The sequence below is a fragment of the Cognatishimia sp. 1_MG-2023 genome (assembly GCF_030548175.1).
Taxonomy (GTDB): domain Bacteria; phylum Pseudomonadota; class Alphaproteobacteria; order Rhodobacterales; family Rhodobacteraceae; genus Cognatishimia.
In genome coordinates this window covers 384,736-409,696 of sequence record NZ_JAUORX010000002.1, presented here as the reverse complement: position 1 = coordinate 409,696, position 24,961 = coordinate 384,736, and the positions used below count along the sequence as shown (strand labels likewise).

Annotated in this window: 13 protein-coding genes; 4 read left to right on the top strand and 9 right to left on the bottom strand. The window is 52.6% G+C overall.

Annotation, left to right across the window (positions count from 1 at the left end; genetic code table 11):
• The first annotated feature begins 1 nt into the window (after position 1).
• The 4 genes from Q4544_RS04935 (at position 2) to Q4544_RS04920 (ending at position 7,425) form a co-directional block, all read left to right on the top strand.
• Positions 2–1,012 carry a TAXI family TRAP transporter solute-binding subunit gene (locus Q4544_RS04935; protein ID WP_303504371.1) on the top strand — a complete coding sequence of 337 codons (1,011 nt, stop codon included), beginning with the start codon at positions 2–4 and terminating at the stop codon, positions 1,010–1,012.
• Positions 1,013–1,219: 207 nt separating this feature from the next.
• Entirely contained in the window at positions 1,220–3,436 is a 2,217-nt protein-coding gene (locus Q4544_RS04930; protein ID WP_303504370.1) for a TRAP transporter permease, read from the top strand.
• A gap of 3 nt (positions 3,437–3,439) precedes the next feature.
• The gene (locus Q4544_RS04925) at positions 3,440–4,687 is read left to right on the top strand and encodes an FAD-binding oxidoreductase (RefSeq protein ID WP_303504369.1); all 1,248 of its coding nucleotides are present in this window, start codon (positions 3,440–3,442) and stop codon (positions 4,685–4,687) included.
• 1,386 nt (positions 4,688–6,073) lie between these two features.
• Positions 6,074–7,425, top strand: a protein-coding gene (locus Q4544_RS04920; protein WP_407063029.1) for an IS3 family transposase whose coding sequence is annotated in 2 segments (ribosomal slippage) — positions 6,074–6,410 and positions 6,410–7,425 — 1,353 coding nt in all. Because the reading frame shifts where the segments join, the coding sequence is not laid out codon by codon here.
• A 94-nt stretch (positions 7,426–7,519) separates the two neighbouring features.
• Here the strand turns inward: Q4544_RS04920 and Q4544_RS04915 are convergent.
• From Q4544_RS04915 to Q4544_RS04875, 9 genes are all read right to left on the bottom strand, one after another.
• Positions 7,520–8,182 carry a hypothetical protein gene (locus tag Q4544_RS04915; protein ID WP_303504366.1) on the bottom strand — a complete coding sequence of 221 codons (663 nt, stop codon included), beginning with the start codon at positions 8,180–8,182 and terminating at the stop codon, positions 7,520–7,522.
• 908 nt (positions 8,183–9,090) lie between these two features.
• Positions 9,091–10,830, bottom strand: a complete 1,740-nt coding sequence (locus tag Q4544_RS04910) for a cold-shock protein (protein WP_303504365.1) — start codon at positions 10,828–10,830, stop codon at positions 9,091–9,093.
• A gap of 63 nt (positions 10,831–10,893) precedes the next feature.
• The gene (gene brxL, locus Q4544_RS04905; protein ID WP_303504364.1) at positions 10,894–12,969 is read right to left on the bottom strand and encodes a BREX system Lon protease-like protein BrxL; all 2,076 of its coding nucleotides are present in this window, start codon (positions 12,967–12,969) and stop codon (positions 10,894–10,896) included.
• Positions 12,970–12,978: 9 nt separating this feature from the next.
• On the bottom strand, positions 12,979–15,474 hold the full coding sequence (gene pglZ / locus Q4544_RS04900) for a BREX-1 system phosphatase PglZ type A (RefSeq protein WP_303504363.1): 2,496 nt from the start codon (positions 15,472–15,474) through the stop codon (positions 12,979–12,981).
• Positions 15,471–18,911 carry a BREX-1 system adenine-specific DNA-methyltransferase PglX gene (gene pglX / locus Q4544_RS04895; RefSeq protein ID WP_303504362.1) on the bottom strand — a complete coding sequence of 1,147 codons (3,441 nt, stop codon included), beginning with the start codon at positions 18,909–18,911 and terminating at the stop codon, positions 15,471–15,473. Before pglX ends, pglZ begins: the two co-directional genes overlap by 4 nt.
• The gene (gene brxC / locus Q4544_RS04890; protein WP_303504361.1) at positions 18,911–22,429 is read right to left on the bottom strand and encodes a BREX system P-loop protein BrxC; all 3,519 of its coding nucleotides are present in this window, start codon (positions 22,427–22,429) and stop codon (positions 18,911–18,913) included. Before brxC ends, pglX begins: the two co-directional genes overlap by 1 nt.
• A 4-nt stretch (positions 22,430–22,433) precedes the next feature.
• Entirely contained in the window at positions 22,434–23,036 is a 603-nt protein-coding gene (locus Q4544_RS04885; RefSeq protein ID WP_027259560.1) for a DUF1788 domain-containing protein, read from the bottom strand.
• 1 nt (position 23,037) lies between these two features.
• The gene (locus Q4544_RS04880) at positions 23,038–23,622 is read right to left on the bottom strand and encodes a DUF1819 family protein (RefSeq protein ID WP_303504360.1); all 585 of its coding nucleotides are present in this window, start codon (positions 23,620–23,622) and stop codon (positions 23,038–23,040) included.
• 26 nt (positions 23,623–23,648) lie between these two features.
• Positions 23,649–24,521, bottom strand: coding sequence for a WYL domain-containing protein (locus Q4544_RS04875; RefSeq protein ID WP_303504359.1), 873 nt, complete (start codon positions 24,519–24,521; stop codon positions 23,649–23,651).
• Positions 24,522–24,961 lie beyond the last annotated feature (440 nt).

The window sequence follows — 24,961 nt, the reverse complement described above, 5'->3', positions numbered from 1 at the left end:
CATGACAAAAATGACTAAGATTATGGGAGCTCTGCTAGCCACTTCGCTGATGGCAGGCACGGCCTTTGCACAAAGCCCAACCTTTTTCCGCATCGGGACCGGCGGCGCCGGTGGTACTTACTTCCCAATCGGCGGCACTATTGCAAACGGCATTTCCTCCCCTCCTGGCTCCCGTGCATGTGATGAAGGTGGCCAATGCGGCGTTCCTGGCCTGATTGCGATCGCTCAATCCACAACCGCATCGGTTTTCAACAATGCCGCCGTTCAAAATGGTGAACTTGAGGCCGGTCTTGCGGCAGCTGACGTTACGCGCTCCATGTATTTGGGCGAAGGCAAGTTTGATGGCAAACCACATCCAAAACTGCGCATCGTCGCAAACCTATTCCCAGAGGACCTGCATCTTGTGATGCCAAAGGGATCTAAAATCTCTGACCTAGGTGACCTCGTTGAGAAACGCGTTGGCATTGCACAGGCTGGTTCCGGAACTCAAGTTGCCGTGCTGCAAATGCTGGATGCTTGGGGCGTCAACCGCGACAACATGAACGAAGCGGAGTTGAATAACAGCCAGTCCGCTGAGCGCCTGGCAGATGGTCAGCTAGATGCGTATTTCTATGCTGCAGGTTGGCCTGTTGCTGCGATGGTTCAGTTGGCGTCCACAAAAGGTATGGAATTGCACTCCTTTGAGCAGGCAGATCTTGAAAAGATCAACGAAATCATCCCTGCATACATCCCATCCAAGATCCCTGCAGGTGTCTATGAAGGCGTTGATTACGACGTTCTAACACCAGCTGTTTCTGCGATGCTTGTGGTTTCTTCTGACCTAAGCGAAGAACTCGTATACGGCATTACCAAAGCCATGTGGAACGACAACACGCGTAAGCTGCTTGATAATGGTCACGCTAAAGGCAAGCAAATCACAGCTGATACCGCGCTGGATGGCGTCGAAGCGCTTGGCGTCCCTCTTCACCCAGGTGCCGAGAAATTCTACCGCGAAGTTGGCCTTCTAAAATAAGATCGCCTTAACTTCTGAAAACACAGGGCGATAGGCTCATTAGCCTGTCGCCCAAGATTTTAGTACGCATTGGGTGACCAACCCGATGCCATCTAAGTTTTCGATGCCATAAGCTCAGCTGACAAACCAATCGCGTAGCCAGCCGCAAGCTAAGCACGTCAAGTGAAACTCGACTTGGCAAGAAACGCCGTACCAAGGTGACCAAACATGACTGACGCCTCACAGAATACAGATGCACAAGAATTGACAGCTGAAGAGCTGGAAGCCATTGAAAAGAAATACGATGAAGGTGCCGCAACACGTCAAGTTGCACCTGGAATGGCGAAGGTACTGCGTGTTGTTGCTTTGACCTTTGCGGTCTACCATTATCTGACTGCTGGCTTCTCCTTGCCACCGGATCATTGGCATATGGGCTGGCACCTCGCAGGCCTATTCATCCTGACATATGCATTCTTCCCGATGGTGAAAACCTCGACTGCATTTGATCTAAAGACCGGTCCCATGCGCCTTGGCGGTGTGCCGTACTTTGATGTCTTCTTAATGATCCTTGGGGTATCGGCCGCACTTTATCTGGGTCTCGCTTGGCGCGGTCTCCCATTGCTTGGCATCGAAGAACAAACTTTCAGAATGGGTGCACCCAACCAGTTCGATATGTTCTTTGGCTGCGCATTGATCTTGCTCGTTCTTGACATTGCCCGCCGGACCCTAGGCTGGGTTTTGCCCCTGATCATCTGTGTCTTTATGGCATATGCGTTGTTTGGGCCGATCTTCCCCGGCATTCTGCAGCATCCCGGAGTAAAGTTCCGTACATTTGTTTCCTCGATGTACTTCCCTCAAGAAGGCATCTTCGGTGTCACGCTGTGGGTTGTTTCCACTATCGTGTTCCACTTCGTCCTATTCGGTGTGATCGCACAGCGCACAGGTTTGGGGCAGCTCTTTATCGACAACGCCACCATCCTGGCGGGACGCTACACAGGTGGACCAGCAAAGGTATCGGTTGTGTCATCTGCATTCTTTGGAACGATTTCTGGTTCTTCTGTGGCGAACACAGTTTCAACCGGTGCCTTGACCATCCCGAACATGAAAAGGCTGGGGTATCCGGGGCACTTTGCAGGGGGCGTTGAAGCCGCTGCATCTGCTGGTGGACAGATTACACCACCTATCATGGGGGCAGCAGCCTTCATCATGGCCGAGTTCCTAGAGCTTCCCTACACTACAATCATCATTGCTGCGATCTTCCCAGCACTACTGCACTATGTAGGTGTATTTACAGTTGTTCACCTGATGGCACGTCGCTTGAAGCTTCAGGGCCTGACGAAAGAAATGCTGCCAAAGTTCAGAGCGGTCTGGAAAGAGGGCTGGGCGAATATCGTTCCGTTGATGGGGCTTTTGCTGGTCTTATTCAATGGCTACACGCCGTTCATGTCAGCTTTCTGCGGTATTTCACTTTCGATCATTGCAGGCATGTCTCGTCGCAAAGCACCGATCACACTGATCTACGCTGCCGCCTTCATTGCATTTGCACTTTGGAAGTTCAGTAACGGGGGCTTTGGGCCAATCATCACCGGCTTACTTGTGCTTGGCGCAATAATTGCGACCTTTAACCCGCAAGAACGCATCACGCTTAGCGAAATGGCTGATACCTTTGAGACCGGCGTAAAATACGCGCTGGCTGTAGGCGCAGCCTCTGCAGCTGTTGGCATCGTTGTGGGTGTGATTAACACAACAGGTATCGGGTTTCGTATCGGCTTTATGGTGACCCAAGGGGCATCGAGCCTCGGTGCGGATATTTACAGCTTGTTTAGCGCAACTGGCTTAAACTTCTTTGCCGTTGAAGACCTGACGCTCTTCATCAGTCTCGTCTTCATTGCGCTGGCCTGTATCCTGATGGGCGCTGGCATCCCAACAACTGCACTTTACATCATGCTGGTATCCGTTGCGCAACCTGCCTTGGCGCAGCTTGGCGTTCCGCCAATCGCAAGCCATATGTTTGTACTTTACTACGGCGTTGTCGCAGAAATCACGCCGCCGGTTTGTACGTCAGCCTATGCAGCGGCGGCAATCGCAAATTCCAACCCATTCCGTACGGGGGTTTCGGCCTTCACATTGGGCCTTGGCAAAGTGATTGCCCCAATGGCCTTTGTGTATGCACCTGTCCTCTTGATTGTGTCCTCATCCGGCTTTGATCTGTGGGAATTCACCTATGCGGCTGCAAGCTGTATCGCAGGTGTGATTGCTCTGTCGGCTTCTGTCGTGGGGTACTGGCTGGCCCCTCTTGGTCGGATCTATCGCATCCTATTGGCCATAGCTGGCATCGTCTTTATCGCTCCAAGTCTGCAAGCAGACCTTATCGCTTTGCTGATCGCAAGCCCGGCTGTCATCACCCAAGTGGTCGCACGGCGCAAAGTTGGAGCGACAGCGTAAAATATGTCTGAAACAGTCACTATCGTTGGGGCAGGAATGGTGGGTATCTGCACCGCCCTGTCCCTCGCGGAACGGAATTTCAAGGTCCGCATTATAGACAAGAACGCGCCCGCCCAGGGTGCGAGCTACGGCAATGCTGGCATTATATCACCTTGGTCTATTCTGCCCCAAGCCGTGCCGGGCATTTGGAAAAACATTCCAAATTTGATGTTCGGACGGCACCAAGTGCTCAAAACCCGCATGAGCCAACTTCCAAAGCTGGTGCCATGGGGCATTGAGTTTTTCAGAAACACCGCTCCTGAGAAAGTCGAGCGAGCATCAGAGGCCATGTCGATCCTATGTGGCCCATCCATTGATCTCTATCGTCAGCATCTCGTAGGAACCAAGCACGAGGATTTCCTGACCGAGGCTTGGTACGTTCACGCCTTCCGCAGCGAAGACACCGCTCGCAATTGGGATGAAAACGCCATCGACTACCGGCAGCGGCGGAAATTTGGGGCAGAAGTCGAATTTATCGGAGACAAAGACTTGCATCGGTTAGAACCCGCGCTGGGTCCCGATTTTAAGGCGGCTGTTCTGGTTAAGGGGCAGGCACGCGCCAAATCACCCGAAAAGATCGCTCTCGCTTTGCTCAACAAGGCCCTCAGCCTAGGAGTGACCTTTGATCAAGCTGAGATGCTGGAAATCCGGCGTGAAAACGATTTATGGCACATCCAATGCAAAGACCGGTCCTTTGAAAGCGAAAAGCTTGTTATGGCTGCAGGCGCCTGGAGTACAAAACTACTAGAGCCACTTGGGATCAAGCTGCCATTGATGGCCGAGCGAGGCTATCATGTACAATTCCCAAATCCTGGTGTCGCGCTTAACAACTCGGTTATGGACATAGATGCAAAGATTGTTGCCTCCTCCATGACCGAAGGCCTTCGAGTCGCAGGCGCATCAGAGTTTTGCAACATCAATGCCAAAGCTGACCCTAAGCGTCAGGCCCTGTTAACAAAACAAGCCAAGACCATTGTCCCGGATCTAAATACCGAAGATGCCTCGTTCTGGCACGGGCATCGTCCATCTTTTCCAGATAGCCTTCCATTGATCGGCGAGTTTGACACACACCCGGGCCTATTCGCCTCGTTCGGGCATTCCCACTATGGATTGATGATGGCACCAAAGTCCGGCGAAATTTTGTCTGATTTGATTGAGGGCCGAAAGCACAATCTGGACATTTCCGCATTTAACACAAAACGCTTTTCATAGCGGATCGTGACTATTGTAATTTGTCCGCCCCTCAACGACAGTTACAGCTGCCCCACGCCCCTACAGGACGGCTTAAACGAATAGGTAATGCATCTACCTTAAAAACTGACGTAGAATTAGGGTGGGGGCGCCCTACCCTTAGCTCTCATCAATTTGCCGACAACGTCCTATAGACGCTCGTTGGTAAAGCCATTGCTATCATTACTGTATCGGCCCTACCCGGGAAAAAACCCAGCCACAGATAACTGCTATCGCATCTCTAGCGTATTGCTTTTGATTGGTAAAAATGGTGCCCAGGGGCGTCTTCGCACTCCAAGCAAAATCAACAACTTACGGAGGAAAATGGCCGAGAATACCAACGCCAATACCAACACTGGAGTTGTGTTGCAAAATAACATCACCATACGATGAGACGATGAGACGATGATGGTGGAGAGGTCAAATTTGACCACACGACCAGCACAACGAACTACGAACTCGAAAGTAAATGCCGGGAACTGGGTAAATTAACCCGCAGTGGTTGAGCCTCAATTAATTACTCGCGCACCTTCAGCTCTCTCTTCATTGGTTCGAGGAATTACGAGTTGCTAGACCGAATGCAATAGCAGTCATTGAACTTGGAGGCCGCTCAGAGCAGGAAAAAGAACGAACTCTAGCATGTCAAACCAAAGCTTATTGCAAGGCCATTAACTGCCGAGCTGCAGTTACCAAGCCCCTTGTCGAAACGGGGTAATTTCCGGACAAAAATCGCACGAGCAGTTTAGGGCGAACCGAAAAGATCCGGTGTGTCTTTGTCGCGCCGCGCGCTCAGCCCTTCACCAAGATGCAGGCAAGGGTACTTTATGCGTGTTAGGCCTATACCACTTTCAAAGTGGCCCCAGCCCCCGTTGGGCATTCCAACGCTTACGATCAGTGCTCCGCAGACAGGACACGCCCGCTTGAAGGTTGCACCCTTTCTACTTCCACGATCGGCCCGAAGAGACCAGCCGCCGCGAGCAAAAACGGTCCCCCCTGATGAAAGTCTACGAGTGTGGGCCTTCCGATAATACCAACGGCCCGTCATCTCAGCCCCCTTCTTTCCTCCACTTTGCTACCGCTTGGGCTCGAACGAACGTAGAAGCCTTGTGGAATAGCCTCCTGCACCAGCCCGACGTGTGAGATAAGCCCGACTGCCCGACTGCCCTCTGTCAGCGCAGCAAGAACTTGTATCACTTGGTCCAGCGTGCCCGTTCCATTCTCAGCGTCGAGACTACCGAAGCCTTCGTCGATGAAGATCGTATCCATCCGGATTTTACCAGACTGTCTGACGTCAGCGCTTATGGATCCAAATAGCGGTATTTGATAAGAGAGAGTTCTTGGCTCATCGTAACCACTGAGGAGTGGATGATGAGAAAGACAACAGGAATACGCAAAAGCCCTGGCGAGAAGATCGTCAAAGATATCAAACGAGCGACCCGCAAGCACTATTCATCTGAAGAGAAGATCAGGATCGTCCTGGATGGCTTGCGCGGTGAGGACAGCATTGCGGAGTTGTGCCGCAAAGAAGGCATTTCCCAGGGCGTTTACTACAAATGGTCTAAGGACTTCATGGAGGCTGGCAAGCGCAGGTTGGCGGGTGACACCGCACGTGCTGCGACGACCGATGAGGTCAAGGAATTACGTCGTGAAGCCCGTGATCTGAAAGAGGTTGTGGCCGAGCAAACGCTGGAACTGCGTCTTCTCAAAAAAAGCATGACAGGAGATGGGGGCGACCAAGAATGAGATACGCTGCATCTGAGAAGTTGGAGATCATCAGGCTGGTCGAAGAGAGCCACCTGTCAGCCCGCCAAACACTGGCCAAACTGGGCATCCCTCGCACGACATTCTATCGCTGGTACGACCGATACCATCAGCGTGGCGAGGCTGGCTTGCAGGACCAATCTCCCAAGCCCAAACACGTCTGGAACCGTATCCCTGACGAGGTGCGGCGCAAGGTCGTCAAATTAGCCCTGAAGGAAACGGAACTATCACCACGGGAGTTGGCCGTCGCATTCACGGATCAAGAAAACTATTTTGTATCAGAGGCTTCAACATACCGGATACTGAAAGCCCATGACCTGATCACCAGTCCAGCCTTCATCGTGATCAAGGCGACAAGTGAGTTCAAGGACAAAACCACGGCCATCAACCAACTCTGGCAAACCGACTTCACGTATCTCAAGGTTTTGGGCTGGGGTTGGTTTTATCTCAGTACGATACTCGACGATTACAGCCGTTACATCATTTCATGGAAACTCTGCACAAACATGAGGACTGAAGATGTGACTGACACGCTGGAAGTGGCATTGCAGGCATCAGGTTGCGACCAGGTTCACGTCGCCCACAAACCACGGCTACTCAGCGACAACGGATCCAGCTACGTCTCGGGCGATCTGGCTGAATGGTTGCAGGATAAGGGCATGAAGCACTCACGCGGAGCGCCGTATCATCCCCAGACACAAGGCAAAATCGAACGTTGGCATCAAACCTTGAAGAACCGCATCCTGCTGGAAAACTACTTCCTACCCGGTGATCTCGAAGCCCAGATCGAAGCCTTTGTCGACCACTACAACCACCAGCGCTACCACGAGAGCCTGAACAACGTCACACCTGCCGACGTCTACTTCGGACGGGACAAAGCCATTCTAAAACAAAGGGAAAGGATCAAACGAAAGACACTCGAAACGCGCCGCTTGCATCACAGGCAACGCGCCGCATAATCAAACCAACCAGATGAGCCAAACGCTCTCTTAGTTTAGGCCGCCTTTGGACCCAAAAACTCTGCCGACGCACAATCATCACCCAGATTAAAGGCTACATCGAGTGTGCGGGATTTTGGCGTGGGGACACCCGTTTTGATGAAACCTGTTGCACAGTCCTGAGCATATGCATGTCATCAAAGAAACGCTCCAAATCAACACCGGTCTCTTCTAAAGCAGTAAAGACCCAATCGAAAACATTGTGGGCGCTGTTCGAATAGTAAAGCGAAGCGTAACGTTGTTCGAATGACATAAGCTTGATTAACTTCTTGGAGTAAATGCCGACAGCCATCAGCATCGAAATCATAATCAGTCGCGCCCCAGGCATGTCGAGTGTCGCAAGTCGAACAGGCTTTTTTTCCCCCTCAGACATCCCAGGAATTGCTCGTCTGGTAGCTTCTTTCCGGGTCCAGAGAAACCGCGGGTCGTTTTTAGAATAATTATGAAGGCTCGAAAATCGTTTAGTAATCGCATCAATTCGTTGAATTAGCCGGTCGCTACTCACAGTTTGGCTAGCATCTCGAACTCGATTTGGCGCACGATAATATGCGACAATGTCAGAACCAAACTCAAGCAAAGGGTCGTGAACCTCCAATAATGCATTGGCGATCTGATGTTGCTCTACACGAGAGACCATCTGAGCAAATAGACTTTCGCCGACAAAAATTGCTGGATCGTCGTTTATGTGGCGGGCGACGCAATGTGAGATGACCTGCATAGATGGCTCCTTCTGCCAATCAACTTACGTCATCAAACTGAAATACCAAGTAGGCTTGCGGCATATCTATGTGGATATCTTTCCAGAGCACCGACATCATCGGAAAATCTTTGGGTCTAATCTCATTACCGGAGCACCATACGATTACAAAACAGATTGTTCGTGGCGCGCAGGGTTGAACAACTCCAACAGGTCAGGCTGAATACCGAAAGCTGACAAGTGTTACGCTTTAAGTTATTGATATTAAACGCAAATATAGACCTACAACCAAAGGAAGGCGGCAAAAAAGAGCCCCGTTACAAAATTATTCAATAAAATCAACGATGTAACAAATGTAACGCGTTACGCCAACATATATGTATATATATACAACAGTACATGGGAAGCTGTGATGGTCTCATATATATACACTCTCTATATTTTTGTTACAAAGTTATAGATATAGATATTTACCAATGATATTAGGTACTTAGGTGCGTTACAGGCCCTGTAACACACCTGTTGCAGCGTTACATCGTTGTAAATAAACAGTTTTTTCCTGCATTTGCGGCGTTTTCAGGCAAAAATCGCCAGATATCGCAGTTCTGTGGTTGGACGCGGTTCTCAACGGGCCGCGAAGTTAAGCTACATCGCTTCTTTCAGTTTCGTTGCGGGAGGGATCGGGAGCGATGCCACCGTTCGAACGTTTGGGCAATCGTTGTTGCAAATCTCTATCTTCAACGAAAAGCTTCTTTGCAGAAATACAAGGACCGGAACGTGGCCGAACGATCCGGTTCACGACGAAACGCCAGGCACATACTCAAGTTCTTCGGTGACATCCTCGCCGAGCGTCTTCCGCTTCCTCCGCCGCGATGAAGATCTGGTCACCGAGTGACCTCAGCGCTAAGTCAGGATTCCCGATCGGGCTTTCATCGCCCGAACCTTCTGCTTCCTCTGTCTTGAACCATTTGCTCCAGTTGCCTTTTTCGTTGCTCAGCTTCGACCTGATGCTCCTTGCAACAACTTCCACAGCTACATCTGTAGAACCCGTTTTCACACTTGCCGAGGTCTCGACTGTCTATAATCTTGTTACACTTATGCCCAAGGCAATGGTTCAAGTAGTGCTTTGCATCCCTGTCAGCGCACTTTGGATTGTCACAATGGAAAACGGTAGCTCTGTAGGCCGCGATGAGTTGCTTAGTAATAGTCGACTGCGTAGCCGGATCGAAAACTCTGACTTCAACTCTAGAATACTTGAAATCGGGCTTCATCAAATCTCCGCAGGAACGGCAATTCAACACTGCGCGAAGGTCCTTCAACCGGTTGAAATAGCCCGCAAGCTTGATTGGAAAATCCCTGCGTGAGGGCTGATCCGCTTTTTCGTATGACCTACCGAAGTAGCTAAGCCAGTCGTAGATATTGAAATCCAAAAAATGTTTATCGAGGTCAGGCATGATTTGAGGATCGTCACACCTGCGCCCTCTGCATAGAAATCGCTCCTCTTTTTGCCAAAATGTCGCTTCACAAGACAAATGGGGTCCAAGCGTTCGACAGCTTGGAAACAACTTTAGGAAGCCGGGATGATCGACGTCTAACTGGCCGCTCAACAAAGCTTCCCATAACTCATGAAAAAATGCGGCTTCAACCGTCAGATCATCATTTCCGTCCCAGATTAGTGGGAATAGTCTGCTTAAGACAAAGGTTTCGGGATCGCGAGACATGCGGCCAGAGCGCTCAACGTCGTCGACGAAGCTTCGATCCTTAGAGAAAACTTTCTGTTTGATTAGTGGAAGTTCAAAAAACGGAACCAATGCTGGACATGATAAAAGTTCATCAAATCCTGTGAAGCTCCGGTGAAAGGTTTCGCGCACGTAGTCCAGTAAAACTATACGGTTATTCACTTCCTTCGAACTTGTGAATCGTTTCTGAAGTGCCTGCTCGACGAACAGCTTGATGTCGTCAGTATGGCGATCAAGCATATTGGGATCATTGATCAAGCCCTCAAACACACATGCCAGTACAAAACTGAGGGACAGATCATTGATTTTATGTTGGAAAAATGAATCCCGTTCCGCTGACGACTTTCCTCTGAGCCACTGAAAAGATCGGGCATGTTCATTATCAAAATGGCATTTTGGGACGTACTTAAAGGTGTGGTCGATGCTTTCGAGTTCGTCAAAACTCAAAGGTTTCAACAAACGTGTTTGGGTTGCACTGTCGGCTAAAAGTTCACCCACAACGTAAAGCGCAGCCTTCGATCTGGGCAGCACCTCTTCCAAGAAACCTGTAGCCCATTCATTGTCCTTGCGATTCACGAGAGATCGAAGCACATCCCGGTACTTGGCGGTGACCAGAACTTTCTGGAACCCCTCGATGTCGTATAGATATTCAATCAGTGGCTCCGTGATAAAAGTTTCCGTATCGTCGCAAATGGCTACCTCAACAGCACGAATCTTGTCGGCATCTTTCGCATCAACAGTGAAGATTGCAAAATTGCCTTCCTCTGGTACCACGCCACCTAGCTGGCTGGCGTGGACAAAAAGATCGTCCCCGTCGATGCTCTCAATGAAGCCGAACTCGTTCTCTTTGCCAGTCTTCTTGTTGATACCTCCAAACCACTTCACGAAGCCAACAGACGTGCGTGTTCGAGGACCGCTTTGCAACAGCATCAATCATTCTCCCGCCGTAAAATGGTATTTTCGGTCCGCATATTTTCCTGTTGAAGCATAAATCTATTTCTGCCGCACATAGGTCACATAGAAGTTCTTCAGCATGCGGTGCTCTTGCAGGCGATCACCTAGGCTGAACCCGTCACGTCGCATAGGCGCTTGGAAAATATCTAGACCGCGATCAAGTACGATTTTCCAGCCGGTATCGGTGACGATATCTCTCGAGTGCGCGGTCCCTGAACCATCAAATGCCCAGGTGAAATCAACGCCCGAACCAATGCATGCCTCGGTAATGCTCTCCAGCAATTCGCGTTGCTTTTGGACGTTTCCGTCATCAGGCCCGGTGACAAGATGGATGGCCACTTGATCTTCCAACGCCTTGCGCTGAATCACCATCTCGACGAATTCCATCATGTTCTTGATCTGGTAAAAATAGCGAATGTAGGGGTCTGTCACTACGATCCGCGATGCACCGTCCAGATAAGGCCCGAACAGTTTGTCGTAGCTGATGCCTTTTCGGTTTTCGGCGAATACGTGGTGACCCTCTTCAGCGCGCGGCTTGGCGGGCGCTGAGGTTTCCGATGTGTCGCGCGGCTCATGTTCGACTTCGATGACGTCATCATCGACAGCATCAGTGCATTGATCCTGCTGCTTCGGGTCTAAGGCAGGTTTCAGATAGTAGAATTGGGGGAACTCTTGCTCTTCGACGGTCTGGACGCGCCGCTTTTCCCCATCAGAGCCAGTGTAGAAGAAGTCCACATCTGGATAGGTCGCATCGATCCGAAACAGTTGGTCCTTTACGCGCTTTCGGCTTTCAAGTGCGAGCTGCAATAGCTCTTCAACGTCATCGGCTGTTTCATCTCCGGCAGGGAAAATCACCTTCAGGAAGCCCGACATGGTTTTGTAGACGGCGTCCCGATCACGGGTTGAAATCTTCTCGCTAACTTTGAAATGCAGGTCCGGCCGGTTGGAGAAGTCTTCTTGGCGCAAATGGCGTAGGATCTCGGCGAGGTAGTCGACAATGAACCCGTAGCCAGTGGTGAACATCTCACCTCGGATCACGTCGATCTCCCAACCAGGCAGGTATGCGTGGAGACGATCAATGAATGCAGAGTCATGGAACTGTGGCGGCAATGCTTCGAACAAGTCGCTGTTCTTGAGCATGAAGGGCACATTGTGGTCTGTGTTGCCGACAAATGCAAAGCTCGCTTCTGCTCCCATGGGGTTAACTCCGCGCGAGAAGGTCTTGTTTGCCATGTAGTTTTTCATGATGTCGACCAGGGCTTTGTTCGCGGTTTTCTCGCGTCCCGCAAATTCATCAAAGGCCACGACATCCCAGTAGCCGACCAGTCCGATCCGCCCATTCGAGTTGTTTACAAACAGCTTCGGGATGGTCACTTCGCCGCCAGAGATCAGCTGGCCGTGTGGCGAAAATTCAGAGTAGATATGAGATTTACCCGTCCCCTTTGGGCCAAGTTCGATGATGTTGTAGTTTCGCTCGACGAAGGGGATCAGGCGCATCAGTTGCAAAAGCTTGCTTCGGCGGCCGAAGGCTTCAGGATTGAAGCCGATCGACTGCATCAGGAGATCGATCCACTCGTCTTTGGTGAATTGTGCGCGCGCCTCCTTGTACCCCTCGTAATCGACCTTTGCGATCTGGATGGGTTTGATGGTCTCGAGCACCCACGGAGACGTTCGCGCTTCCTCGGAAAACTCGTATTGGACATCAGCAATACACCATACGCCGGTCACAAGCAGCTTTGGATGCGCTTTAACCGTGCCGCTATCCACCGCAACCTTTTTGATGCCCAAGTTGTCGAACGTGGCTTCGTAGCTGTCTGTTTTTTCGTTCAGCGAGACGCTGATCTGGTCGATGACCTTGTAGCGTCCCTTTTCCTTGATCGTGGATTGGATCAGTCCCGCTTCACTTCTGTGAACGTAGTGCTTTCTGAGGATTTCTTTGACGGTTTCGATGCCGCTCTCAATCGATGCCTCATCGTCAGTCGCACAGTACTGCCCGAGCAGGTATTCAAGGACATAGATTGGAACGATTGCGTTGCCTTTGACCGCTTTCACAAGGTCTTTGCGGACCACGTAGCCCGCGAAATGCTCGTTAATTTTTTCGTCGAGTGCGCTCATGATAGGTCCTTAAAAGTCGAAATCTGTCGATATGCCACGACGCAGTTGGAAACGGTGGCTTGTGTAATCCTCGAAGTGGCTCGTTTTGCCGATCCGTTCGCGAAGCTTGAGGAAGACGTCCTGGTTGTTGAACCGATCAGCATCGCGAGAAAGCAGGAACTTGATGGGCAGCTCCCGTTCGCGCGCATTTTGCGAGGTGTAGTCAAAGGTCAGCGGGTGCTCATCTGAAATGAGCGTGCCGTCCGAAGCGTAAATCCCAGCAAGAACATCACGTTGTTGCTGTTTCTCTGAAACCGGCTGCGTTTGATAGAGAGTGACCGCCGTTTGGCCGGAAGAGATCAGGCTTTTTCCAGTTACGATGATCTGCACTTCAACTTTTTCGATATCGGCTTCGCGTCGTTTACCAACGCGGAGTACGGGAACGATGACCTCTTGAAGCGTGGCCCCGCCATGCACAAACCGGCTTCCCGCCCCCTTGACGCGCATACGATTGATCGAATTGGGCAGTAGAACATCCAAGTTACCTGATAGACCCAAATTTGCGGATGAGAACTTCTTCATTCCAGATGTCGCATCAAGGTCTCGCCCAATGATAAATCGACGATTTTTAACAAGGATTTCCGCACCAGCAGGAACCGCTACCGAAAAATCTGTCTCGTCCAATGCGCGGTGCTGATAGATGAAGCCGTGATCGGCCGTCACAAGAATGTTGGAAAAGTTGGCCGTCGTAAGCTTGCGGACCAGTTTGGTCAGATCCTCGACAGCGACTTCTGCAGCCTCTGTCACGCGTTCCTCAGTGGCGAGCTTGTCGCCAACGATGTCGATCCTGTTGTGGTAGAGGTAGAGAATGTCATGATCGCGGAAAATCTCTTTTCCGTCGTCCGCCTTCAAGCTCATGAAATCATCGGCCTTCATGGCTTTGACACGGTCTCCGGCACGCCCCATGCCCAGAACCTTTTCGCGGTTAGCGGTTCCCTGAGTAGGCAAGCCAAACGAAGACACGTTGCCGTCCTCCGACAGCTCCAGATCCTTGTTCGGTAAGAGCGCAGCCATGCCGAGTTGCGTGTAGCTGGGCAGTGCAGAAATCATCGGCTTTAGATCGGCGTCGAACCGGTTCAGTTTACGGATCTCGCGCAGGGCTTCTTCTGCAACCTCATAGCGCAATGCGTCTGAGATGATCACCACCACCTTCTGATCGCGGCGGCGGAATTCGGCGGCCTGGTCCATGTAAAAATCGGTCTGATGCGCAAAACCCGATATCTTCCAATCGCTTAGTCCAGCGATCTGATCCTGCCAGGCATCATTCACGGCAGACAGGAAATTGGTCGTGTAGCGGTTCTCTACGCTTTCGAACAACGCGCTAAGCAGCGAGGCCTGACCGCTCTTTTGCATATGATAGATGAATTTGCGGTAGAGCTGGTCGATCTTGTACCAGTGCGAAACATAGCGCTTCACCCCCTCAGCGGGGGAGGTCATGGTCAGGTTCGCCTCAGCCAACGCTTGCTGGAATTCTGTGGCATAACCGATGGCTTGATAAATATCCTCAAAGGTCGGGTACCAATGGCTTTGCCGCCGCTCTCGCACGGTCTTCAGCACCTCGGCCGACGATACCGTCTGGCTCGCCATCTCACGCACCAGAGACCGGATGATCTGCCGGTCGATCTCCTCAAAGTGGTCGATGGCACGCAGGGCCTTGATGTCGCGCTCTTGCACGTCTTCGGGGATCCGCAGTATTTCCTGATACTTCCCGCTGAGGGTTTCAAATGATTTCGCCCCCAGCCGGTTGTTCTTCCAACGGCGGAAGACAAGAAGCGCTTCGCCGTTCAGCTTGCCATCTTCGCCCAAGGCGCGGGTATAGCAAGACTGGAACAGCGTAATCGCGAAATCCTCGAAATCAGGCGCATCGCTGACATAGCCGTAGGCATTCTCGACCTGCTTCCAGAAGAACTCTGTCAAACCGGACCGCTCTATCAGGCGCATGGCGTCATCACGCTCGTCCGCCAATTCGGCCAGCAGCTCCTCGATCACCGTGTCCAGGGCTCCCTCGGCCCCGGCGCAGACGGCAAGCATACGGCGCAGCACATCGGTCTTCGTGTCGGACGGCGAGATCATCTGCTTCAGCGCCTCTATGCGGCCCTTGGCGCGGTAGAACTCCATGTGGTCGCGCACCACGTCCTCGAACTGCAGAGGCAGGCTCAGTTCAGCCAGCCATATTGCTGCCTGGTCGGCCTTGAACACGCCGCAGGCGAAATGTAGATCGAGCAGCCAGTTGTCGACCATCTCGGGTGCGGGGCCATCTTTGAACACAAGGAACTTCTGTTTCGGCTCTTGCCGCAGCATCCGGTACTTCAGGCCGAACTCGTTATTCGCGATCTCGACCTTTTCCACATCCGGAAGATCCACGGCGTCATATGCGGCCCGCATGTCGCGCGCCGCGTCGTACCAAAATACGATCCGGTGATCGATGAACAGCCGCTCTAGGCCCGCCTTGATCCGGTCCGTCATGACAGCCCCGCGATCTTCTTCAGCGCCGTTCCGAACTTCGGATAGTTCGCCTTCACCCCGTCATCCAAGTCGATCTCGATCTTCTGCTGTGCGAGTGGGAAGATCACGTCGCGTTCCCATTCGTTCAGCTCGTCGATCTGTTTGGCAACCGCACTTGCATCCTTCAGCGCCTTTGTCTTCTGACCTTGCGTCGCCGTGGCATCATCGGCCAGCTTGTCCAGCCGCGCGCGTTCGCCTTCCAGCTTGGTGATGAACTCGCGCAGGTAATCATTCAGCAAGACCGACACCGTGTCGCTTTGATAGCGGTGCATATAGATCAGCGCGTTGAACGTGCCCTTGGGGCTGGAGAACATCCAGTAGATCGGGCGTTTCTTGTAGCGCTTCACATGGTCGGCGTAGAAATCCTTGGTGAAGTATTTGCGGATGTCCTTGCCAAGCGCGTCCTCGATATAGCGCAGGTTCTCGCGGAAATGCGCCTCGCCAAAAGTAGTGCGCAGGAATAGGCGGAAGCGGTCGGTGATGTCATCGGGGAACCAGTCGCCGTCCAGCACGGGGATGACGTTGTCTTCGTCCGGCATGAACGTTGGTTCCGGCACGCGGGCGAGGTAGTCGGCCAGTGTCTCGCCCTGGTTGGCGAGGATCAGGCCGGGCGCGTCAAGGCTGTAGCGGCCAAACATGCAGCCCACGGCGTAGGAGAGGAATTCGGCCATGGTGTCGGCGCGCAGGCGGGTCTCGTTCGCAGCGACGTCGTTCTTGATGCCATAGCGATAGGCGGGGTTGCAGGTGAGGGTGATTTCTTTGAGCGGCACCTCGGGGGTCAGCTCGTCTTGCAAGCCGTAAGCGTCGATGAAGATGCGGTTGTTCTCTTCCTCCAGCCGCTGCATGTCATCCGTCATGCCCTGCCAATGGGCGCGGAGGTTCGAATAGCTGTCCTCCAGCGTCTCGGCGCGGTGGTCGGGTTGGAGCAGCGGGAGCGTCGTGAAGTCCCATGAGGTTTCGTAGGCGTCCCAGTCGGATTTTGAAATATCGACAATTTTTTGCACGGGCGGATGAAGTTGATCGATCTTGGCGATTGGCAAAAGGGAAACAGAACCTACAAGAAAATGAAGGGTAGGGTTCATTACCTGCATCAAATGAGCGGCAGGCCGAGAGCACAAGAAGGCCAACAGGTTCTTTCCATCTCCTAAGAATGCAGAAGGCCCTTCAACATTGAAAGTATCTAAATCGCGCAACATTCGCGCACCGAAATAGAGCGATGTATGGGACCACGTTGCGCCTACATGGTGCCAGCGATCAAGGTTCTGAGGACGTGCCGATTTATGCTGTCGAATGGCGTGACCGTCATTCTTCCAGTCTACGACATAGTCAACATTTCCGTACCACTTGCGAAAATCACCACCTTTTCTGTGGAACCTCCATCGCTTCTCTTTTGTTTCGCTCAGCACGTCATCCCGTATTTTGCCTGTGTTGACCTCATGCCACTGCTTCAGAAAGAGATCGTTGTCTCCGGTCTGCAAACCTGAGCAGGCGTGCGCGACTTCTTTTAGTTTGGGGTGCGCTGCGAAAGCAGAAAACACACCTTCACCAGCCGAATAGGCAATAGGAGTGCCTGGAATTTTTGCGAAATCGGTACTGGACTTCCGATGAAGTTCGTCTGAGTGCAAGCGTTGGAAGAAAACTCTCTCTTTGTCGGCAGATGGTGGAGCACTGTGCAAATCGATGAAAACACCAGTTTTTCCTTTTACTCCCTTTTCGAAAAGCGTCGCGCTTGCAACCGCAAATTTTGAGTTCAATTCTGGAAAGCTGTTGAAGCCAATCTGATTGAGGCCGATTATCGAGTTCTTGCTCAGAAGTTTTCCGCGCAGCTTTTCAAATGATGACAGGAACATCCAATTCTGAATTGTAAGAATCCCCAGAATCCCCCTTGAAACTGTAAGGCCAAGTGACCTTTCGATGAACATCGAAAACAGATCGGATTTACTATCGGGAAAGGCTTCCTTCGAGAATTTTTGAAGTTGCGGGTTCATCCCTCCGTTGCCCATATACGGCGGGTTGGCCACCACGACGTGATACTTCGGCGACAGCGCCTCAGCCATGCGCAGCACGGCGACGACGCGCTCCTGCACCTCCTTCAGCAGCAGATCGCCTGCAAAGTCCCGAGCTGCGACCACCCGCAGCGCCTCTGCCGGATCGCGCAGCTTCGGCACGATCAGCGAGCCGAAGTTCTTGGCCTGCTCGAATTGCCCAAGCGTCTCGCGCAGTTCGTCCGTGAACAGATCCTTGCCTACCACGGCGGCCACGTCCTGCATCTCGGCCTCGGTAAAGGCCACATCGGACAACACGCAGATGTCGGGCTTTGCCTCCATCCGCAGGAACCGCCGCCGCCCCAGCTTGGCCGCCGCCTTCATCGCCAGCGCAAAGGCCGCGAGCGCGCCCGCGCGGTCGTCGATCTCCACCCCGGTCAGGTTGTGCGTCAGGATCAGCGCGGGGATCTCTGTCGCGTCATAGCCCTCTTCCTCGTAGATGGCGTAGAGCAGGTCAAAGGCATAGGTCAGCATGTGCCCCGAGCCTGCGGCGGGATCGCAGATGCGGATGTCTTCGGGCTTGGTGATTTTCAGGAAATCCGTCTCGGGCTCTTCCGGCGCGATGTAATAGTCCATCTTGGCCGCCAACCCGCTCTGCGGATTGTTCAGCAGCCAGAGCCGCCCCAGCGAGTTCTCCACCAGATAGCGGACGATCCAGTGCGGGGTGAAGAGCTGCGTCGCGGCGGGGATGTTCTCGGCCGTGATCTTCTGGTTCTTCTTGAGGCCGGCGAAGACCTGATCCTTCTTCTCCGAGATGTAGAACTGGTAGAGCCAACCGATGATCTCGACGTCCTGACAGGCGTCTTCGGTCATCACCTTGCGCAACTCAGACAGGATGGAGGTCTGCGAGAGCAGATCCTCGGGCATCAGGAGTTCGGTGTAGTCGTCGATCTGTTCAAATAGGAACGGCATGGGGTCGTGCCATTGGTTGCAGGTATGGACGAGCAGGAGGCGATAGGCCTCTGCCTGCGGATCATGCGACGGCGTGCGTCCGTCGAGGAGGGACTGGATGGTGGCAGGCGCACCGTCCGGCAGGTTGCCCGCCATCGCCTCCGACAGAAGCTCGGGCCGTGTGGCCCCGTCTGCGGGGGAGACGGTGCGGACCTGCGTGTAGCCGTTCGCATCCATGAAGCGCAGGGCAGTGAAGCGGTTGAACCAGGTGTAGGCGACCTGTTCGATGACCTGCTGTTTGTCGGCCTTGTTGATGGCGCCCTCAACGTCTTTGACGGCTTTGGGGGCCTCACGCCGCGCAGCGCTGCCCTCGGCCAGCACGACGTCGAGCTTGGAGGTGACCTGATCGATCAACAGGTTGCGGGCGGCCTGGGCAAATTTCTTGAGCGCGTTGGTATCCATTACACAATAACTTTCTTGCCCGCGCGGATTTCGGCCAGCAGGGTCTTTTTCATTTCTTCAAGGTACTCGTCGACGTCAGCGTCGTCCGAGAGGTAAGGCTTGTCAAAGCTCACCTTGATCTGATCGGCCTTGATGTAACTCGGGGCCTGAGGTGCAGGGACGGCGGGATCTGAGACGCCGGGCTGGGCGATTGGCGAGGGAGCCGGACGCGCGAGCTGATCAATTTGACCGATCAATTCAGCGAGCAAGTTGGATCTAATCTGCGTGACTTTGTTTTGAAGAACAGGGATCAGCGTGTCCGTATCAAGGCCTGACTTGTGGCTTTCAATGCGGGCGGTGATGCGGGCCTGTTTGTCCAGATCAAGTGTCTGGAAGTCCTGCATTTGTGCGACCTTGGCTGAGACGTCTTCGACCTCTGCGATGACAGCTTTGCGTTCCTCAAGCACCTTGAGTTCGACCTTGTTTTTCAGATCAAACAGGTCGGATTTGAGGTTCTGGATCGACGACCCTTTAAAACAGGCCGGATCCTCCAATGCAGCACGCAGCTTCGCCCCAGTTTCAGGATCGACATAGTCGATGTTGGCAGATTGGCTGGTGAGCATATCACGGGCATCGTCGTAGATACCCTTTTGCGCGCCCCCCATGAAGGACTTCACCTTGTCCAGGATATCCTCCTTCGCGTTCAGAAGGTCATCCTCGCGCTTGGGCGCGTCGGAAATATACCAGTTCGCTGGCTTGCCCTTCATGCCCCGCAGCAGTTCATGAAACGGCTCGAGCGCGGTCAGGAAAGGGTAGCGGTGTGACAGGCGAATAAGACCGTCTACCTCGGCTTCGAGCGTATCAGTGCTTGTAGCCCATTCCGCACCCAAACCACGCGCGTCTGTTCCCGATGAGGGGTGCGCAAAGAGCTCCTGATAAAGTTCCTTCGCTCGACGAATTTCTGCAGCGGAGAATTCTGTCTGAGGGGTCAATAGTATGTTCGGAAGCGCGTGACTGTTGTTCAACGCCTTGGCGAGATCCAGCCCTTCCTTGATGGCGCTGTCGACGCGCGCTTCGATTTTGCCTTTGGCAACCAAGCTGCCCGCAAGGCAAAGGACTGCGGTAACTGGCCAGCCGTAGGGTTTGGATGTGAACCGATCAGCCAGATATTTGACGGAGACCTTCACCCCGTTGCGTGCCTGCGCGTTGATGAAGCTGAGGACGTCCTGTTCGGCTTCGTTGATACCCGTACCGTCAGAACCGAATAGCCCGCTTTCCGACTGTACCGCTTTGTTGATGTCGGCCTCGGTATAGCTGACGCCGCGCAGCATCGGGAGATTGGTGTAGACTTTGTCTACCAGGGACTGGAACGCCTTGCTGATGCGCTCTTGAGCATCCTCTCCACCGATCTCCAATTCGTCACCCCTGACGAAAAGTCGGGCGCTTCCCATCAACTTGCGAAGCCGCATTTCAAGGTCTTTTGCGCGGCGGCCGTTTTGTTCGCCTTTTTCTGCGACGATACGGTCGCGGCCCGGCTGCGGAGAACCGCTCCGGGACTGACGGATGAACTTGTCCGTTTGCTTAAACAGGATCAGGTCGCGGACGAAGTTGGCATCTGGTTTCATGGCAACCGCGAGCTCTTCCCGAGACATGGTTTTCATGCGAATGCCATCGGGGCTTTCTACTTCGTCGCTGAGGGGCGAAAAGAGATTGATTGCCAGTTCGTACTCGCGACCAACCGCGTGATCATCAAGCTTCCGGGTAAAGGCATATTCGCTATTCGTTGCGAGATGCTTGATCTTGCGATGACGCAAAATGGTATCGAATGCAAGGGTTTCGAGTTCTTTCGAGAGCTCAGAAGGGTCTATGTCGAGGGCTTTGATTTCCGCTTCGACATCCTTTTCCTCATTGGTGAGGAACTCATAGACCTCACCGTTCCGCTGGATATAGGTTTCCCTTTCCAGACGGCTCAATGCTTCCTCGATCTTGCGGCGTTGGCTCGTCTGGTCCGCCTCAAACTCTGACAGCAGCAGAATTCCGATGTTTCGAACCGATGGTTTGAAGCCTTTGACGTATTTGACAAGAAACAAGGATTTCAAAACCCGAACGGCAAAAGGATCGTCCAGGTTTTTTTCGGCAATCTGAATACTCTGTTGAACCGAAGATTTCAGTGCGGTGCGGATTCCTTCGAACATGAGATCGAAAGTGGCCAGCCCTCCGACTTCTTTGTCTTTCAGCTTCTTAGAGACCTCTTGGAAAACGCCCAACATCGAACGCTCACCGACCGAGCTGTGTTTGCCTTCAAATGCGTTGTGCTCCGACAAAGACGTGATCGCCATTTGGAAGAGGTCATACTGATAGGGAGGGAAAGGATAGCTTGAGATGAAATGCTCGCGATCCCGGTAGTTTTTGAGCTTCATCGAGCCGTCAGCAAAATCGAACAGGGTCTTGAGGTTGTTTTCTTCGCGGTCATGAAGGTTGCCAAGCGTTACTTGCCCTTCCGACGTTTTGGCGAGGAGGCGGCGCTGGATCACTTCGGCGACGTCGGCCGAGTTCAGCGGCATGCGGTTGCTGAAGCGGGCCTGGATTTTGGAGAAGTCATTCTCTTGCTGTTGCGTCATGTCGCCGATAACCGACGCCATATCTTGCTGCGCAGTTACTATGATCCAAGCCTGCCCTTTGCATTTGGTGTTAAGGCTCTCTGCGATGGTTTGCAGGTTGGTCATGAGCTTAACATTGTCCGCAATATACTGGCCGACTTCGTCAACGAAGAAGTTTAGCCGGAAGCCCTTGGGCTGGTCATCGATCCAAGCTTTGACTGTTCCAGCGAAGTCCTCAATCGAGACACGTGTGTCCTTCCGGTATTGGCTTAGGATGTCTTTTGCATCTGAAGGATCACCACCGGTTGCTTCTGCAAACGCTGTCGCAATGTTCTTGGCTTCGAGTAGCGCCTGTTCTCGACCGCGCTCCCAGTCTTTCCCGGCAGCGCTTCGAAAAGCTTCTTTGAATGCCTCGAATTGCCCACGCCCCTGCAAATCGCGTTCGAATTGCGCGATATGAGGCTGTTTGCCATAGAACCCGCAGGCTTCGTCAAAGACCTTTTGGAAGACAGATAGAAGCGCATCTACATCCGTTTTCGAGATCACATCTGCCTTCTGGTCGATATTGAACAAGATCGATTTCGACGGGATGGAAACGGCCTTGTTGAGTGCGCCTGCCAGCATTGGCTCGCCTTTGAGCTTCTCAGCGAAGATCTCGTGAGCGGTTTTGCCGTCGACTTCACGATTTTCAAGCAGTAGAGCCAGCATCTTCAGCAAGTGCGACTTACCAGAGCCAAAGAAGCCAGAGATCCAGACGCCATTTGAAGTGTCATAATTGTTGTAGGCCTCGAGGAACTGTTCCAGCCGTTGGCCGATCTCCCCTGTGATGACGTACTCGTCGAGTTCGACGCGAAGGCTTGCCTCGTCATCGGCCTTAATGACGCCGTCAATGGCGCGATCAACGGGTTTCTCAAAAATGTCTTTTAGCATCTGGGCCATGGGCTTAGACCTCGTAATTCAAAATGTTGAAGGCGCGGTAATACTTGTCGTCATGAAGCTGGCCAAAGAGATCCAATGACGCGCCAGTCGCCAAAGCATGGGTGTAGCTTCCTGGGAAGAAGAGAACGGTTGGTGCTTCTTTCGCCGTGCTTTGTAGGTTGTTCAGCACGTTGTGAGATCGGATGTAAGGATAAACTTCACCGACGCCTGACAAGAAAATGACGTCATGCGGGGTCGCTCGGATCGCCTGGCCAATGTGCGGGATCAGATGAGCCTGTGGGTCCAAGACGCCCTGTAAAAGCTCCTTGATCTCACCCTTGCTACTGTCGGCCTCAATTTCGAGAACCTGCTCTAAGATTCCGCGCTCTGAAAGTATGTCTAGCGCGAGATCGTAAAGGTTCAGGTCCAACACTCGAGTGCCGGAGTGCTGAATTCGGGTCACAAGATCTTCACGATCCTCAACCATGGTGAGCCCTTCCTCGGCGGGAAAGGGATAGATGAAAAATGGGACTTCATTCCCAAGGCCTTGTTTGGTCAGGAAGCGTTCACTGGTGATCACGCGGTAGAGGTGCTCGGCCCGCTCTTTCCGGTTTAGTTCTCGTTTCAAATTAAGCTCCCTCAACCGGAACGCTGGGGAAAATGGCCAGCTCGCCGGGGTTGTGGTCTTCAATCATGTGTTTCAAACGTGTGGAAATAATCGCGGTTTGAATGCGGTCATCTTCTGAAATGATCCCGGCTTCACGCATCATGCGAAACATGATTTGACGAAGTTTCAGGCGGGTCGACCGACTTAATCCGGCCAGTCCTTCATCCCATTCAGCTTTTGCCTCAAAAAGAATGTCAAAGCTTTCGAGCGGTAGATCGAGTTGGTAAGATAAGTATCGCTCTCTCACCACTTCCACCGCAAATTCACGAACGAACCGATATGCGCGGCATGTGGCGATCCACAACATCGCCTGCTGTTCGGAGCGTTCCGCCTCTTCCACAAGGTAAGCGCGTTCCTCATCTGTAAGAGTAAGCAGGCGGTTAGAAATTTCGCGCAACGATCGACGGTTCGATGCTGATTTCGGTAGGCTGGTTGTGCCTTCCTTCATGGCTCTGAGAATTGTGTCTTCCCAAGCTTCACCGTCTTCATGCAAGCGCGCGACTTCCAGACTTTCGTTCAGGAAGAGCCCGCCGGTGCTGAATGACATCTTGTAGTCTTGTCTCGCGAAAGCACTCATCGCCGCCCCCTTTCGAGAGCAGCGCGGACTTCTCCGTCATTGATTAAAACTATGTGCTGATCCTGTGGGGCGCGGATACTAGGATCAACGTCAAGGCCAAGCCGCTTTAGATTGTAGAACAACAGGCACTTTCGCACTGAAAGTTCTGCCGCCCCGTCATTCATTGCATAGTCGAGCTCGACAATCCTGCGTTGGTTTTCAGACAGGCCAGGGTGCGGTGCGATTTTGAGCGTTATTGTTTGGTGCCAGTCTTCATCTGTACCGGCGTCGACATCTGATTGTTCCCCCAATGCGCTTTTCAGTATGCGGCCGAGAACAAAGTCTTTGAAGACCTGGTCTTTTGAGCATAGCGCTCTCGCATGCCAACGAAATCCGTCATGTGCGAGGGCATGAGGAATGATAACGCGATCTTCTGGGTCGGGGGACGACATCGACTGATAGCTTATTTGCAGCTCTTTGCCCTGTTCACAGGCTAATAAGACGTTGCGAAGCGTTAGCGCGCTAAGTCCGCGCCCAGGCACAGTGGTTGCCAGAATGTCCGGCTGATAGACAATCCAGTCTGCAGTGGGGACTGAACCGCCCCGTGAGATCGACAGGAGATCATCAAGATACTCTGACGGATCAAGCGCAGTGTAGTGTTCTTCGAACTTCGGGCCTAGAACGTAGGTCTTGGCCGTTTTATCGTAGATGATGTGTTCGGGATGATCATTGATGTAGCTATTGAGGTCTTTCGAAGCTTGAGCCCGACTGAGGCCCATAACATCCATCAGATCTGCAAGGCCGACACGTCCACGCCAAAAGGCCCTGTGCTCAATGAATGCACGGCGATCCTGCTGCCATCGTGAAAGACTGTTCGTATCGGTTACCATAAAGCACCGCTATGCCAACAAGTTAAGTGGGTCCAGAAAAAAGAACCGTATACAAAAAATGACAACCAGTGCGAGACATTCGCGGGCAGCGCTTCAACGGTTCCCCTACGAGAAAACTCTGCTTCCGAGAAGTTGCAACACATTGAAAATAATGCGATTCCAAAATCGGTGGCGGTGTACTTCTCTGACCAATCTGATCGTTTAACAATCATTTTTGTTCGAAACGGATTATTAAACGATTAGCATATTGTCGGAGGGTCCAGTTGGCGGAGACGTTTAACGAAAAAAAAACTTTGCAAAAATACCCTGCCGAAGTCTTGTAACCAAGATGGTCGAAAACCATTTCAGTCTTATGGAACAGAACGCCCAAAGATTCTCGCGTCGAATAGCTTCCCTTTAGGAGCTGTTTTCGCGCGTCGACTTGAGGAGTGTTGCAAGGT